Source organism: Kitasatospora sp. NPDC048286, from assembly GCF_043201735.1.
Taxonomy (GTDB): domain Bacteria; phylum Actinomycetota; class Actinomycetes; order Streptomycetales; family Streptomycetaceae; genus Kitasatospora.
In genome coordinates, this window is the sequence record NZ_JBICZE010000018.1 from 178,479 (window position 1) to 195,098 (window position 16,620).

Sequence of the window (16,620 nt, forward strand, 5' to 3'; positions counted from 1 at the left end):
GTGGTCGTGGGTGGTGGTCAGGGCCTTCTGAGGTTCTCGTCGATGAAGGCGAGCAGTTCGTCCCGGCCGAGACCGGCGAGGGCGGGGTCGGCCGCCGCCGGGTGGTCGGGTGCCTCTTCGGCTGCAGGATCGGCGGGTGGGGCGGCCGGTGCGGGCGCCGTGGCGGCGGGGGCCGCGGTCCCGGCCGGGCCGTCGTCGAGCCGCTCCAGCAGGTGGGCGGCCAGGCGCGCGGGGGTGGGATGGTCGAAGACCAGCGTGGTCGGCAGCTGGAGGCCGCACAACTCGCCGATCCGGTTGCGCAGTTCCACCGCCGTGAGGGAGTCGAAGCCCAGGTCGAGCAGCCGGTCGTGGGCCGCCACGGCGGCGTGCGAGGGCCGGCCGAGGACCTTGGCCACCTCGCGGCGCACCAGGTCGACCAGCAGGTGCTCGCGCTGCCCCGCCGCGGTGTCCCGCAGCCGCTCCCGCCACGCGGGGGCGGGCGCCGGGCGGGCGGCGGCGGCGCGGCGGTGGACCGGGCGGGCGCCGCCGGTGGCCAGCTCCTTCAGGACCGGGGAGAGCACGTCCTGGTCGGCGCGGGCCCGCAGCACGGCGGGGTCGAGCCGGACCGGGGCGAGCGCCGCCGCGTCCAGGCCGAGCGCGGCGTCGAACAGGGCCAGTGCCTCCGGCGGTTCCAGGGCGGCGATGCCGGCCCGGGCCAGCCGGGCCCGGTCGGCCTCGTCGAAGGCGCCGGCCATGCCCGCCCCGCCGCCCCACCAGCCCCAGGCGAGCGCGGTGGCGGGCAGTCCGAGGGCGCGGCGGTGCGCGGCGAGGCCGTCCAGGAAGGCGTTGGCGGCCGCGTAGTTGCCCTGCCCGGCGGAGCCGAGCGTGCCGGCGACGGAGGAGTACAGCACGAACGCGGCGGGCTTCAGTTCCGTGGTCAGTTCGTGCAGGTGCCAGGCCGCGTCGGCCTTGGGGCGCAGCACCCGGTCGAGGCTCCCGGGCGTGAGCGATTCGAGCACGCCGTCGTCGAGCGCCCCGGCGCAGTGCACCACGGCGGCGAGCGGCCGGTCGGCGGGCAGGGTGTCGAGGAGCCGCGCGAGGGCGGTGCGGTCGGACACGTCGCAGGCGGCGATCCGCACCCGGGCGCCCAGTTCGCCGAGTTCGGCGGCCAGCCGGTCGGCGCCGGGCGTGTCCGGGCCGCGTCGGCCGACCAGCAGCAGGGATCGGACGCCGTGCCCGGTGACCAGGTGCCGGGCGAGCAGCGCGCCCAGGCCGCCGGTGCCGCCGGTGACCAGCACGGTGCCCTCGGGTCCGAACACCGGCGCGGCGGGCGGGCCGGACGGGCCGGGCGCCGCGGTGAGCCGGGGCACCAGGGCGGCGCCGGCGCGCACGGCGAACTGGGGCTCACCGGAGCCGACGGCCGCGGGCAGGGCCGCGTCGGCGCCGAGGCGGGTGTCGACCAGCACGACCCGGCCGGGGTGCTCGCTCTGGACGGACCGCACCAGGCCCCACACCGCGGCCGCGGCCGGATCGACCGCCGGGTCCTCGGGCGTGGCGGCCACCGCGTCGCGGGTCGCCAGGACCAGCCGGGTGGCGTCCAGGCGCTGGTCGGACGTCCAGCAGCGAAGCAGTGCGGTGGTGTGGTTGACCGCCGTCCGGGTGCGCTCCGGAACGCGGCCGCCGGTACCGGCGGCCGCCCGGACGGACACCGCGTCCGGCGCCGGGGTGCCGTGCTCGACGGCGGCGAACAGCGCGTCGACGTCGGCGTACCGGACGGTCCTGGTGCCGGGCGGTCCGGCCGGGGCGTCCGGGCCGATCGCGGCCCAGCTCTCCTCGGCGGGCGCCGGGTCGGCGGGCGCGGGGCGCCAGCGCAGCTCGTACAGCGGGCGGTCGGCGGCGGTGCCGGGGCCGGCGGGGCGCAGCAGCAGCGAGCCGACGGTCGCGACGGGCGCCCCGGTGGCGTCCGCGACGTCGAGCGTCAGGGTGTCGCCGTCGACGGTGATCCGCACCCGCAGCCGGTCCGCGCCGGTGGCGTGCAGCGCCACCTCGGACCAGGTGAACGGCAGCCGCGGTACGGCGGCGGGCGCGTCCGCGTCCGGACCGAGGAGCGCGGCGGCGTGCAGGGCGGCGTCGAGCAGCGCGGGGTGCAGCCCGTACCGGCCGGCCCCGGCGGCGGCCTGCTCGGGCAGCGCCACCTCGGCGAGGACCCGGCCGTCGTGGATCCAGGCCGCGCCCAGGCCCCGGAAGGCCGGGCCGTACCCCACCCCGGTGGCCGCCATCCGCTCGTACAGGCCGTCGACCTCGACGGGGACGGCGCCGGGCGGCGGCCACTCGGCCAGCTCCGCTCCGGGGGGTGTCCCCTCGGCGAGGACACCGGTGGCGTGCAGGGTCCACAGCGCGCCCCGGGCGGCCCGGTCGGGGCGGGCGTACACCGACAGCGGGCGGCGCCCGTCGGCGGTGGGCTCGGCGACCCGGATGCGCAGTCGGACGCCGTCCTGCTCCCGCTCGGGCAGCACCAGCGGGCTGCGCAGGGTGAGTTCGGCCAGTCGGTCGCAGCCCAGGCGGGCGCCCGCCTCCAGCGCGAGTTCCACGAAGGCGGCGCCGGGCAGCAGGACCTCGCCGCGCACGGCGTGGTCGGCCAGCCAGGGATGGGTGGCGAGGGAGAGCCGTCCGGTGCACACCAGCTCGTCGCTGTCGGGCAGTTCGACGAACGCGCCGAGCAGCGGGTGGCCGGAGGCGTCGAGGCCGGCGCTCGCCGGGCCGGGGCCGTCCGGGTCCGGGTCGGGTGAGGCGGGCAGCCAGTAGTGCTCCGGCTGGAAGGCGTAGGTCGGCAGGTCGACCCGCCGCGCGCCGGAGTCGGTGAAGTACGCCGCCCAGTCGACGGCCGTGCCGCGCACGTGCAGTCGGCCCAACGCGTCGGCCAGCGCGTCCGGTTCGGGCCGGTCGCGGCGCAGTGCGGCGACCGCCCGGCCGGCCTCCTCGCCGGCGGCGAGGGTGGCGAGCGAGCCGTCCGGGCCGACGTCCAGCAGGGTGGTCACGCCGTCCTCGGTCAGCTGCCGTACCGCGTCGTGGAACCGGACGGGCCGGCGGACCTGCTCCGCCCAGTAGTCCGGCGAGCCGAGCTCCTCCGCCGTCGCCGGGCGTCCGGTCACCGTGGAGACGATCGGGATCCGAGCCTGACGGTACGTCAGTGAGGCCGCGACCGCGCGGAGTTCGTCCAGCATCGGGTCCATCAGCGGGGAGTGGAAGGCGTGGCTGACCCGCAGCCTCGCGGTCCGCCGGCCGTGCCCGGCCAGCTGCTCGGCGATCGCCAGCACCGCGTCCGTCCGGCCGGAGAGGACCACGGCGGACGGCCCGTTGACGGCGGCGAGGGCCGCGCCCTCGGTCAGCAGCGGCGACACCTCGGCCTCGGCGGCGGCCACCGCCACCATCGCCCCGCCCGGCGGAAGGGCCTGCATCAGCCGCGCCCGGGCGGTCACCAGCACGGCCGCGTCGGCCAGGTCCAGCACCCCGGCGACGTGCACGGCGGCGAGTTCCCCCACGGAGTGGCCGGCCAGCACGTCCGGCCGTACGCCCCAGGACTCCAGCAGCCGGAACAGCGCCACCTCGACCGCGAACAGGGCGGGTTGGGTGTACTCGGTGCGGTCCAGCAGCCCGGCCGCCTCGGAGTCCGGTGCGGCGTCGAGCACCTCCCGCAGCGGGCGCGGCAGGTGCCGGTCCAGCTCGGCGCAGACCTCGTCGAAGGCCGCGGCGAACACCGGGTGACGCGTGTGGAGGCCGCGGCCCATGCCGAGCCGCTGGCTGCCCTGGCCGGCGAACAGGAAGGCCAGCCGCCCGCCGGTGCGCCGCCCGGGCGGCGCCGGGTCGGCGATCAGCTCGTCCAGCCGCTCCAGGAAGTCCGCGCGGGTCGTGGACACCAGCGCGGCCCGGTGCTCGAAGGCCGTCCGTCCGGTGGCCAGCGAGTAGCCGAGGTCGAGCGGGCGCAGGTCCGGGCGTTCGTCGAGGCGTTCGCGCAGCCGGACGGCCTGGGCGCGCAGCCCGTCGGCGCTGCGGGCGGACAGCAGCCACGGGACGGCCGAGCCGTCGGTGCGGCGCGGCGGCGTGGCGGCCCGGGCCGCGGCCCGCTCCACCGGGGCCTGTTCCAGGATCACGTGGGCGTTGGTGCCGCTGATGCCGAAGGAGGAGACGCCGGCTCGGCGGGGGCGGCCGGCGGCGGGCCAGGGGGTGTTCTCGGTGAGGAGGGCCACGGTGCCGGTGGACCAGTCGACGTGGGGGGTGGGTTCGTCGATGTGGAGGGTGCGGGGCAGGGTGCCGTGGCGCATGGCCATGACCATCTTGATGACGCCGGCGACGCCGGCGGCGGCCTGGGTGTGGCCGAGGTTGGACTTGACGGAGCCGAGGTGCAGTGGTTGTTGCGGGGTGCGGTGGGGGCCGTAGACGGTGTGGATGGCTTCGGCTTCGATGGGGTCGCCGAGGGTGGTGCCGGTGCCGTGGGCCTCGATGGCGTCGATGTCGGTGGTGGTGAGTCCGGCGTTGGTGAGGGCCTGGCGCAGGACGCGTTCCTGGGCGGGGCCGTTGGGGGCGGTGAGGCCGTTGCTGGCGCCGTCCTGGTTGACGGCGCTGCCGCGCAGCAGGGCGAGGACGGGGTGCCCGTTGCGGCGGGCGTCGGAGAGGCGTTCCAGCAGCAGGACGCCGGCGCCCTCGCCCCAGCCGGTGCCGTCCGCGGCGGCGGCGAAGGGCTTGCAGCGGCCGTCGGGGGCGAGCCCGCGCTGGCGGGAGAACTCGATGAACGGCGTGGGCGTCGACATCACCGTCACGCCGCCGGCCAGGGCGAGGTCGCTCTCGCCCGAGCGCAGTGACTGGGCGGCCAGGTGCAGCGCCACCAGCGAGGACGAGCAGGCGGTGTCGACGCTGACGGCCGGGCCCTCCAGCCCCAGCGCGTACGCCACCCGGCCGGAGGCCACGCTGCCGGCCGTTCCGGAGCCGAGGTAGCCCTCGACCTCCGCGGGCACCCGGCGCGCCCACGAGCCGTAGTCGTGGTACATCACGCCCGCGAAGACGCCGGTCCGGCTGCCGCGCAGGCCGGTCGGGTCGATGCCGGCCCGTTCGACGGCCTCCCAGCCGGTCTCCAGCAGCAGCCGCTGCTGCGGGTCCATGGCGAGCGCCTCGCGCGGGTTGATCCCGAAGAACGCGGCGTCGAACGCGGTGGCGTCGCGCAGGAACGCCCCGTGGCGCGCGTAGCTCTTGCCGGGCTTGCCCGGGTCCGGGTCGTACAGCCCGGCGAGGTCCCAGCCGCGGTTCCCGGGCAGCTCGCCGACGGCGTCGACGCCGTTCGCGACCAGCGCCCACAGGGCCTCGGGGGTGGTGACGTCGCCGGGGTAGCGGCAGGCCATCGCGACGATCGCGATCGGCTCCTCGGCGGTGGGCGCCGCCGCGCGCGCCGGGGCGGGCGCGGCCTCCTCGGCACCCAGCAGCCGGGACGCCAGGTAGCCCGCCAGCTCCTGCGGGGTCGGGCGGTCGAAGACCAGCCCGGCGGGGAGCGTCAGCCCGGTCAACGCGCCCAGCCGGTTGCGCAGTTCGAGCGCGGTCAGGGAGTCCATGCCCAGCTGGGCGAAGGCCCGGCCGTCCTGCGACTCGTCCAGGGCGTCGAGCCCGAGGACGGCCGCGGCCTCGGCCCGTACCGCGGCGGCCAGTTCGCGCAGCCGCTCCGTCTCGTCCAGGGCGCGCACCCGGGTGGACAGCCCGGCCGTCGGGGCGGGCGCCGGGGCGGGGCGGTGGGCCGGCTCCGGACGGACCAGGGCGCGCAGCAGCGGCGCGAGCGGGGCCGCTCCGGGAGCGCCCCCGGTGCCCGCCGCCGAGGCGGGGTCGAGGCGCGCCGGTGCGAGGAACGGTTCGTCGGCGGCCAGTGCGGCGTCCAGCAGGGCCAGCCCGTGCGCGGTGCTCAACGGCCGTACGCCCACCCGGGCGAGGCGGGACAGGTCGGCCTCGTCGAGTCCGGCGGTCAGCCCGCTGCGCTCCGCCCACAGCCCCCAGGCCAGCGAGGTCGCGGGCAGGCCGAGGCCGCGGCGGTGGACGGCGAGGGCGTCCAGGAAGGCGTTGGCGGCGGCGTAGTTGCCCTGGCCGGCCGAGCCGAGCAGCCCGGCGGCCGAGGAGAACAGCACGAACGCCGAGAGGTCCAGGCCCTGCGTCAACTCGTGCAGGTGCAGGGCCGCATGGGCCTTCGGGCGCAGGGCGCCCGCCAGCCGCTCGGCGGTCAGCGAGCCGATCGCGCCGTCGTCCAGGACCCCGGCCGCGTGCACCACGGCCGTCAGCGGGTGCTCGGAGGGCACGCCCGCCAGCAGGGCCGCCACCTGTGCGCGGTCGGCGAGGTCGCAGCCGACCACCGTGGTCCGGGCCCCCAGCCCGGCCAGCTCGGTCACCAACTCCGCCACACCGGGCGACTGTTCGCCGCCGCGACTGGCCAGCAGCAGGTGCCGGGCGCCGTGCTCGGAGACCAGGTGGCGGGCGACGAGCCGCCCGAGCAACCCGGTCCCGCCGGTGATCAGCACCGTGCCGTCCGGGTCGAGCGGACGCGGCGACCGCAGCTCGGGGACGCCCGCCCGGGCCAGCCGGGGCACCCGTACGGTGCCCGCGCGCAGGGCCAGTTGGGGTTCCTCGCCGGCCGCCGCGGGCGCCAGCGCGCGGGCGGAGGCGGGGGCGTCGTCGAGGTCGGCGAGGACCAGGCGACCGGGGTGCTCGGTCTGCGCGGAGCGCAGCAGCCCCCAGACGGCGGCCTCGGCGGGGTCGGGCGTCTCGCCGTCGGCCACGGCCACGGCGGAGCGGGTCACCAGGACCAGCCGCGCCGGGGCCAACCGCTCCTCGGCCAGCCACGCCTGGACCAGGGCCAGCGCCCGAGCCGTCGTCGCCAGGGCCCGGTCGGCGGCGGAGCCGGGGTCCGGGGCGTCCGCCGGGCGTACGGCGGCGAACACCAGGTCCGGCACCGGCTCACCGGCGTCGAGCGCGGCGCGCAGCGCGGTGAGGTCGGCCCAGCGCGGGGCCGGCTCACCCGGCAGCAGGTCGTCCGCGCCGAGCACCGCCCGCCGTCCGGTCGGTGCCGCCGCCACCGGGGCGGGGGCGGCGGGCCAGCCGAGCCGGTAGAGCCCGCTCTCGCCGGCCTCCGGCCGCCCGGCCGTCAGGTCCGCCGGCGCCGGGCGCAGCACGACGGCCCCGACGGAGGCCACCGGGCGCCCGTCCGCGTCGTGGGCGGTGAGCGTGGCCTCGCCCGGCCCGGCGAGGCCGAGCCGCACCCGCAGGGCGGCCGCGCCCCGGACCGGCGCCGACACCCGCTGCCAGGCGAACGGCAGTACGGCCGGAGCCTCGCCGTCCGCGACCAGGCCGATGGTGTGCAGGGCCGCGTCGAACAGGGCCGGGTGCACCGCGTACCGCTCGGCCTCGGCCTGCTCGGCGCCGGTCAGGGCCACCTCGGCGAGGACGTCCTCGCCACTGCGCCAGGCCCGGACCAGGTTCCGGAACGCCGGGCCGTAGCCGTAGCCCCGGCGGGCCAGCCGCTCGTACAGGTCGGCGGTGTCGATCGCCGTGGCGCCTGGCGGCGGCCACTCCTCGGCCGGGTCGGCGGGCCGCTCGGGAACGGGCGCGAGCAGCCCGGTGGCGTGCTGCGTCCACGGCAGGCCCGCGCCGGCGTGTTCGGCGCGGGAGAAGATCCGGATGCTCCGGCGGCCCGCTTCGTCGGCCGCGCCCACCGCCACCTGGAGGGCGACGCCGCCGGCCGGCGGGGGCAGCAGCGGTGCGGTGAGGCCGAGTTCGTCGACCGACGCGCAGCCGACCTGCTCGCCGGCGCGGAGCGCGAGTTCGACGAAGGCGGTGCCGGGCAGCAGGACGGCGCCGGCGACCCGGTGGTCCCCGAGCCAGGGCTGCGTCCGCTCGGCCAGCCGGCCGGTGAGGACGTACTCGTCGGTTCCCGCGAGGTGCAGCACCGAGGACAGCAGCGGATGGTCCACCGGCCGCTGACCGGTCGCGTGCGGCGCGCCCCCGGCCGGGGCGGCGGGGGTCTCCAGCCAGTACCGGGTGCGCTGGAAGGGGTAGGTGGGCAGCTCGACCGCGGGGCGGTCGGCGGCGCCGAGGACGGCCGTCCAGTCCACCTCGAGCCCCTGGGCGAAGTCCTCGGCGGCGGCCGGGACCTGCCCGCCGGGGGCCACCACGCCCTCGCCGCCGGCCGCGACGGCGGCGAGCCCGGCGAGCAGCTCCGCGCGGTCCCGGCCGACCACGACGGCGCGGTGCTCGAAGGCCGACCGGGTGGTGGCCAGGGCGCGGGCCACGGCCGCCGGGTCGGGGCCGGGCTGCCCGGTGGCCAGGGCGAGCAACTGCTCGGCGCGGGCCCGCAGCGCGCCGGGCGTCCGCCCGGAGAGCACCCACGGCACGGCCTCGGGGCCGGCGGGTGCCGAGACGGGCTCGGGCTCGGGCCGGGGCTGTTCCAGGATGACGTGGGCGTTGGTGCCGCTGATGCCGAAGGAGGAGACGGCGGCCCGGCGCGGGTCGTCGCCGGTGCTCCAGGGGGTGTTCTCGGTGAGCAGCGCCACCGTGCCCGAGGACCAGTCGACGTGCGGGGTCGGCTCGTCCACGTGCAGGGTCCGGGGCAGGACGCCGTGGCGCATCGCCATGACCATCTTGATCACCCCGGCGACGCCGGCGGCGGCCTGCGGGTGGCCGAGGTTGGACTTCACCGAACCGAGCCGGACCGGGCGGTCCGCCGGGCGGTGCTGCCCGTAGGTCGCCAGCAGGGCCCGGGCCTCGATCGGGTCGCCGAGGGTGGTGCCGGTGCCGTGCGCCTCGATGGCGTCGACGTCGGCGGGGGTGAGTCCGGCGTTGGCGAGGGCCTGGCGGATCACCCGTTCCTGGGCGGGGCCGTTGGGGGCGGTGAGGCCGTTGCTGGCACCGTCCTGGTTGACGGCGCTGCCGCGGACCAGGGCGAGGACGGGGTGGCCGTTGGCGCGGGCGTCGGAGAGCCGCTCCAGGACCAGGACGCCGACGCCCTCGCCCCAGCCGGTGCCGTCCGCCGCGGCGGCGAACGGCTTGCAGCGCCCGTCGGGGGCGAGCCCGCGCTGGCGGGAGAACTCGACGAAGACACCGGGGCTCGACATCACCGTCACCCCGCCCGCCAGTGCCAGCGAGCACTCGCCGGAGCGCAGCGACCGGGCGGCCAGGTGCAGTGCCACCAGGGAGGTGGAGCAGGCGGTGTCGATGCTGACGGCCGGGCCCTCCAGCCCCAGCGCGTAGGCGAGCCGACCGGAGACCACGCTCGCGGCGCTGCCGGTCAGCACGTAGCCGTCGGCGGTGCCGGCCGGCTCCGCCAGGCGCGGCCCGTACTCGCCGTTGGACGCGCCGACGTAGACCCCGGTGTCGCTGCCGCGCAGGGTGGCCGGGTCGATGCCGGCCCGTTCGACGGCCTCCCAGCCGGTCTCCAGTAGCAGCCGCTGCTGCGGGTCCATGGCGAGCGCCTCACGCGGGCTGATCCCGAAGAACGCGGCGTCGAACTCGCCCGCGTCGTAGAGGAATCCGCCGTGCCGGCTGTACGAGGTGCCGGGCCGTCCCGGCTCCGGGTGGAACAGCCGCCCGATGTCCCAGCCGCGGTCGTCGGGCAGGTCGCCGATCGCGTCGGTGCCGGAGAGGACGAGGTCCCACAGGCCGTCGGGGGAGGTCACGCCGCCGGGGTAGCGGCAGGCCATGCCGACGATCGCGATCGGCTCGTCGTCGTCGGCGGCCCGCGCCGCGACGGCGGGGGCCGGCCGGGCGTCGTCGCCGATGAGCCCGGCGAGGACGACCTCGGCCACCGCGCGCGGGGTGGGGTGGTCGTAGACCAGCGTGGGGGACAGCCGCAGCCCGGTCGCGGCGCTCAGCCGGTTGCGCAGTTCCACGGCCGTCAGCGAGGTGAGCCCCAGCTCGGAGAAGATCCGGTGCTCCCGGACCTGCTCGGCGGAGGCGTAGCCGAGGACGGTCGCGACGGCCCCGCGCACGACCTCCGACACCGCCTCCGCGCGCCGCAGCGGATCGAGTCCGGCCAGCCGTCGGGCCGGCCCCTCGCCGTCCGGGCCGGGGGCGGCCGAACCGGCGGCCGCCTCACGGGCCTCGGGGACGGTGTCGAACAGCGGGCGCGGGCGGCCGAGCGTGACGGCGGGGACGAGGGCGTCCCAGTCGACCCGGGCCACGGTCACGCAGTCGTCGCCGGCGGCGAGCGCCCCCTCCAGCGCGGCGAGGCCCTGCTCGGGGGCGAGACCGGGCAGGCCGAGGCGGTGGAGCTGGTCCGCGACGGCGGTGCCGGTCGCCATCCCGGCACCGGCCCACGGCCCCCAGGCGATGGAGGTGGCCGGCAGGCCCTCGGCGCGGCGGTGCTCCGCGAGGGCGTCGAGGAAGGCGTTGCCGGGGGCGTAGCCGCCCTGCCCGGGCAGGCCCCAGGTGGCGGCCACGGAGGAGAAGAGCACGAAGGCGGACAGGTCGGCGCCCCGGGTCAGCTCGTCCAGGTTCCGCGCGGCGGTGGCCTTGGCGCGCAGCGCCCGGTCCAGCCGGTCGGGGGTGAGGGCGTCGAGCAGGGCGTCGTCGAGCTGCCCGGCGGCGTGCACCACGGTGGTCAGCGGGAGGTCGTCCGGCAGGGCGGCGAGGACGGCGGCGAGCGCGTCCCGGTCGGCCGCGTCGCAGGCGGCGAACGTGACGCGGGCGCCGAGCGCGGCCAGTTCGGCCCGCAACTCCTCGGCGCCGGGCGCCTGTTCGCCGCGGCGGCTGACCAGTAGCAGGTGTTCGGCGCCGGCCCGCGCCAGCCGCCGGGCGACCAGTGCGCCGAGCGCGCCGGTGCCGCCGGTGACCAGGGCGGTGCCCCGGGTGCGCCACGCGCGGTGGGCGTGCGGCGGGGCGGGGGAGCGTTCGAGGCGGCGGGCGAACACCCCGAGCGGCCGGATCGCGAGCTGGTCCTCCGCGCCGTCGCCGGTCAGCACCTCGGCCAGGTGGTCCGTGGACGCGTCGTCGGCCTCGGCGGGCAGGTCGACCAGCCCGCCCCAGCGCTCGGGGTGCTCCAGGGCGACGATCCGCCCCAGGCCCCACAGTTGGGCCTGCTCCGGGTCGCGCACCCGGTCCCCGGCCCCGGTGCCCACGGCGCCGCTGGTGGCGTACCAGACCGGGGCGGCCGGCTCCAGCTCGCCGAGGGCCTGGGTCAGCGCGAGCGAGGCGGCCAGACCGGCGGGTACGGACGGGTGGTCGGCCAGTGGTCCTTCGGCCAGGGCGAGCAGGGACAGCACTCCGGTCGGGCGGAACCCGTCCAGTTCGGCGCGCAGCCGCTCGGCGACGCGGGACCGGTCCGCGGCCGGGTCGACGGCGACCTGCCGGACCTCGGCGCCCCGGACGGTCAGCGCCCGTACGGCCGCCTCCGTCCACGGACCGCTCCGTCCGGCTTCCGCCGGGACGGCCAGCAGCCAGCGTCCACCGGGGGTGGCGTCCGTGGCCGGGCCGACCCGGTGCCAGCGGACCCGGTAGCGCAGGGCGTCCTGCGCGGCCCGCGCGCGTCGGCGCCCGTGCCAGCGGGACAGCACCGGCAGCGCCGCGGACAGCGCCTCGGCGGCGGGGGCGTCCGGCGCGGAGCCGAGGTCGAGCTCGGTGGCGACGGCCTCGGCGTCGCCCTGCTCCACCGCGGCCCAGAACCGCTGCTCGGCCTCGTCGGGGGCGGCGCCGGCGGAGTCGGGGCGTGCGGCGGGCTGCCACCAGTACCGGTCCCGGCGGAACGGGTAGGTGGGCAGCTCGACCACCCGGGCGCCGCTGTCCGCGAACAGCACCGCCCAGTCCACGGCCAGCCCCTGGACGAAGTCCTCGGCGGCGGCCGCCGCGAGGCCGGCGGCGCCCTCGGCGGGGGCCGTCACGCCGGTGCGGCCGGCGGCCACGGCGGCGAGCCCGGCGAGCAGCTCCGCCCGGTCGGCGCCGAGGACCACCGCGCGGTGCTCGAAGGTGGAGCGGGTGGTGGCCAGGGTGTACGCCACGTCGGCCGGATGGGCCTCGGGGTCGGCGTTCAGGTGCCGGGTGAGCCGTAGGGCCTGCTCGCGCAGCGCCTCGGGGGTCTTCGCGGACAGCACCAGTGGCAGCGGGCCGTCGGCGGTCGCCGGTGCGGCGGACGGCGCCTCGTCCGGCTGCTGGTCCGGCTCCTCGAGGATGACGTGGGCGTTGGTGCCGCTGATGCCGAAGGAGGAGACGCCGGCTCGGCGGGGGCGGCCGGCGGCGGGCCAGGGGGTGTTCTCGGTGAGGAGGGTTACGGTGCCGGTGGACCAGTCGACGTGGGGGGTGGGTTCGTCGATGTGGAGGGTGCGGGGCAGGGTGCCGTGGCGCATGGCCATGACCGTCTTGATGACGCCGGCGACGCCGGCGGCGGCCTGGGTGTGGCCGAGGTTGGACTTGACGGAGCCGAGGTGCAGTGGTTGTTGCGGGGTGCGGTGGGGGCCGTAGACGGCGAGGATCGCCTCGGCTTCGATGGGGTCGCCGAGGGTGGTGCCGGTGCCGTGGGCCTCGATGGCGTCGATGTCGGTGGTGGTGAGTCCGGCGTTGGTGAGGGCCTGGCGCAGGACGCGTTCCTGGGCGGGGCCGTTGGGGGCGGTGAGGCCGTTGCTGGCGCCGTCCTGGTTGACGGCGCTGCCGCGCAGCAGGGCGAGGACGGGGTGCCCGTTGCGGCGGGCGTCGGAGAGGCGTTCCAGCAGCAGGACGCCGACGCCCTCGCCCCAGCCGGTGCCGTCCGCCGCGGCGGCGAAGGGCTTGCAGCGCCCGTCCTCGGACAGCCCGCGCTGGCGGCTGAACTCGACGAAGGTGCCCGGTGTGGACATCACCGTCACGCCGCCGGCCAGGGCGAGGTCGCTCTCGCCCGAGCGCAGTGACTGGGCGGCCAGGTGCAGCGCCACCAGCGAGGACGAGCAGGCGGTGTCGACCGAGACGGCCGGGCCCTCCAGCCCGAGCACGTAGGCGAGCCGGCCGGAGGCCACGCTGCCCGCGCTGCCGGTGAGCAGGTAGCCGTCGGTGCCGTCCTCGCCCTCGTGGAGGCGCGGCCCGTAGTCGGAGGCCATCAGTCCGGTGAAGACGCCGGTCCGGCTGCCGCGCAGCGGCGCGGGGTCGATCCCGGCCCGCTCGAAGGCCTCCCAGGCGACCTCCAGCAGCAGCCGTTGCTGCGGATCGGTGGCCAGGGCCTCGCGCGGGGACAGGCCGAAGAACCCGGCGTCGAAGCGGTCGGCGTCGTACAGGAAGCCGCCGTGCCGGGTGTAGGAGGTGCCGGAGTGCCCCGGGTCGGGATGGTGGAGCGCGTCGAGGTCCCAGCCCCGGTTGTCGGGGAAGCCGCTGACGGCGTCCCGTCCGTCGGCGACCAGCCGCCACAGTTCCTCCGGGCCGTTCGCCCCGCCGGGGAAGCGGCAGGCCATGCCGACGATCACCACCGGGTCGTCGGTGTCGGCGGCGGGCGGGGCGACGGGCTCCGACGGCCCGGCGGCGGGCGTGCCGAGCAGCCCGGTCAGCAGGTGGGCGGCCAGCGCCCGGGGGGTGGGGTGGGCGAAGACGGCGGTGGTCGGCAGTCGCAGCCCGGTCGCCGCGTTCAGCCGGTTGCGCAGTTCGACGGCGGCGATCGAGTCGAAGCCCGACTCCTTGAAGGCCCGGCCCGGGTCGACCGAGCCGCCGGACTCGTGGCCGAGGACGGCCGCGGTCTGCTCCCGCACCAGGTCGAGCAGCGGGGCCTCCCGCTCGGACTCCGGCAGTGCGGCCAGCCGGTCGGCCAGCGGCCGTGCCGTCCCGGACCGGTCGGCCGGGGTGCCGCCGGGCCGCGGGGCCTCGGCGGCGGGCGCCGACGGGGCGGGAGCGGCGGTCCCGGGAAGCCAGTACGGCGTGCGCTGGAAGGCGTAGGTGGGCAGCCCGACCGGCCGGGCGGCGCCGAAGAACGGCGTCCAGTCCACGGCGGCGCCCGCGACCTGGGCCTGGGCGAGCGAGCCGAGCAGCCTGGTGCGGCCGCCGTCCTCACGCCGGAGCGTGCCGACGACGGCGGCCGGGTCCTGCGGGGTGGTCCACGCCTCGGCGGCCTCCTGGACGCCGACGGCGAGGACGGGGTGCGGGCTGGACTCCACGAACAGCCGGTGCCCGTCGGCGAGCAGGGCGCGGACGGTCTCCTCGAACCAGACGGTGCCGCGCAGGTTCCGGTACCAGTAGTCGGCGTCCAGCGCGGTGGTGTCGGCGACCGGGCCGGCGGTGACGGTCGAGTAGAAGGCGACGTCCGCGGCGGCCGGGAGCGGGGTGATGTCGGCGAGCGCGGCGAGCAGTTCGTCCCGGACGGCCTCGACGCCGGGGGAGTGCGAGGCGTAGTCGACGTCGATCCGCCGGGCCCGGACGTCCTCCGCCTGGTAGGCGGCGAGCAGTTGGTCGAGGACGGCGCCGTCGCCGGCGAGCACGGTGGCGGAGGGGCCGTTGACGGCGGCCACCGAGACCCGGTCGCGCCAGGGCGCGATCCGCTCGGCGACCTCGGCGACGGGCAGCGGCACGGAGGCCATCGCGCCGGTCCCGGCGAGCCGGGTGAGCGCCTGCGCCCGCAGGGCGACGACCTTGGCCGCGTCCCGCAGCGACAGCACCCCGGCGACGTGGGCGGCGGCGATCTCGCCCTGCGAGTGGCCGACCACGGCGTCCGGCGTCACGCCGTGGGCCCGCCACACCGCGGCGAGCGAGACCATGACCGCCCACAGGGCGGGCTGCACGACGTCCACCCGCTCCAGTGACGGCGCCCCGGGCTCGCCGCGCAGCACCGCGGTGAGCGACCAGTCGACGAACTCGGCGAGCGCCTCCTCGCAGGCGGCGATCCGCTCGGCGAAGACCTCGCTGTCCGCGAGCAACTCCCTTCCCATGGCCGCCCACTGGGACCCCTGGCCGGGGAAGACCAGCACGGTGCCGCCGTGCACGGCCGGGGCGGTGGGCGCCACGGCGTTGCGGGCGGGCCGGTCCTCGGCCAGGGCGGTGAGGCCGGCGAGCAGCTCCGCGCGGTCGGCGCCGACCACCACCGCGCGGTGCTCGAACACCGAGCGGGTGGTGGCCAGGGCGAGCCCGACCTCGGCCGGCCCGGCGTCCTGGTGTTCCGTCAGGAAGTCGGCGAGGCGGGCGGCCTGGGCGCGCAGCGCGGCGCCGCTGCGGGCGGACAGCGGCCACGGTACGGCGGCGGGTTCGGCCGGCGGCTGGTCGGCCCCTCCCGTCGGGGCGTCCGGCGGGCCGGTCACCACCACGTGGCAGTTGGTGCCGCCGAGCCCGAACGAGCTGACCCCGGCGACGAGTCGGCGGCCCTGCCGCGGCCAGGGCGACAGCTCGGTGTGGACCGCGAGGTTCAGCTCGTCCAGCGGGATGTCCGGGTTGGGCGTCCGGTAGTTGAGGCTCGGCGGGACGAGCCCGTGCCGGATGCTCAGGGCGACCTTGAGGAAGCCGGCGATGCCGGCCGCGCCCTCGAGGTGGCCGAGGTTGGTCTTGACCGACCCCACTCGCAGCGGGCCGCGGGCCCCTTCGTCGTGGGCCGCCCGGCGCGCGCGGCCCACGACGGCGCCCAGGGCGGCCGCCTCCACCGGGTCGCCCGCCCGGGTGCCGGTGCCGTGCAGCTCCACGTACTGGACCTCGGCCGGGTCGATGCCGGAGCGGCGGTAGGCCCGCCGGATCACGGCCTCCTGGGCCCGCGCGTCGGGCGCGGTCAGGCTGCCGGAGCCGCCGCCGTCGTTGTTCACCGCGCTGCCCCGGATCACGCACAGGACGGGCGAGCCCTGGGCGAGCGCGTCGTCGAGCCGCTGGAGCACCACCAGGCCGCCGCCCTCGCCGCGGACGTAGCCGTTGGCGCGGGCGTCGAAGGTGTAGCAGCGGCCGTCCGGGGAGAGGCCGCCGAGCTTGGCGGCGGTGACCGCGTTCTCCACCGCGAGGTCCAGGTTCACCCCGCCGGCCAGGGCGAGGGTGCTCTCGCCGCGGCGCAGGCTCTCGCAGGCCAGGTGCAGGGCGACCAGGGAGGAGGACTGGGCGGTGTCCACCACCAGGCTCGGCCCGGCCAGCCCCAGGGCGTGGGAGAGCCGGTTGGCGATCACCCCGCGCTGCAGGCCCGCCGCCCAGTGCCGGGTGGTGGCGCCGGCGCCGTCGCGGTGCAGCAGGGCCGCGTAGTCGTCCCAGATCGCGCCGACGAAGACGCCGGTCGCGCTGCCGGCCAGCCGCTCGGGCAGCAGGCGGGCGTTCTCCAGCGCCTCCCAGCCGAGTTCCAGCATCAGGCGCTGTTGCGGGTCCGTCGCGGCGGCCTCGCGCGGGCCGATGCCGAAGAACTCGGCGTCGAAGCCGGTGACGGTGGGCCAGTCCAGGAAGCCGCCGTGCCGCAGGTCCGCCCGCCCGGGGGCGTCGAGGTCGCCGTCGCCGTACCAGGCCTCGGCGTCCCAGCGCTCGGGCGGGGTCGGGCCGACGGCGCTGCGGCCCTCGCTCAGCAGCCGCCAGTACGCCTCGGGGGAGGACGCCCCGGGGAACCGGCAGGCCAGGCCGATCACCGCGACGGGGACGTCCGGCTCCTCGTCGAGGGCTGGTCCGGCGGCGGGCGGCTGGTCCATCGGTTCCGACTCCCTTGTGCCGTGTGGGGACGGCCGGTTC

At 78.2% G+C, this 16,620-nt stretch carries 1 protein-coding gene; it reads right to left on the minus strand.

What is annotated here, in order from left to right:
- Positions 1–17 precede the first annotated feature (17 nt).
- Entirely contained in the window at positions 18–16,580 is a 16,563-nt protein-coding gene (locus ACGF13_RS34440) for an SDR family NAD(P)-dependent oxidoreductase (protein ID WP_392882956.1), read from the minus strand.
- Between the last annotated feature and the right edge of the window lie 40 nt (positions 16,581–16,620).

Bases quoted from the DNA above. Each gene is read 5' to 3' on its own strand.
- ACGF13_RS34440 (WP_392882956.1), bottom strand. From the start codon at position 16,580: ATGGACCAGCCGCCCGCCGCCGGACCAGCCCTCGACGAGGAGCCGGAC.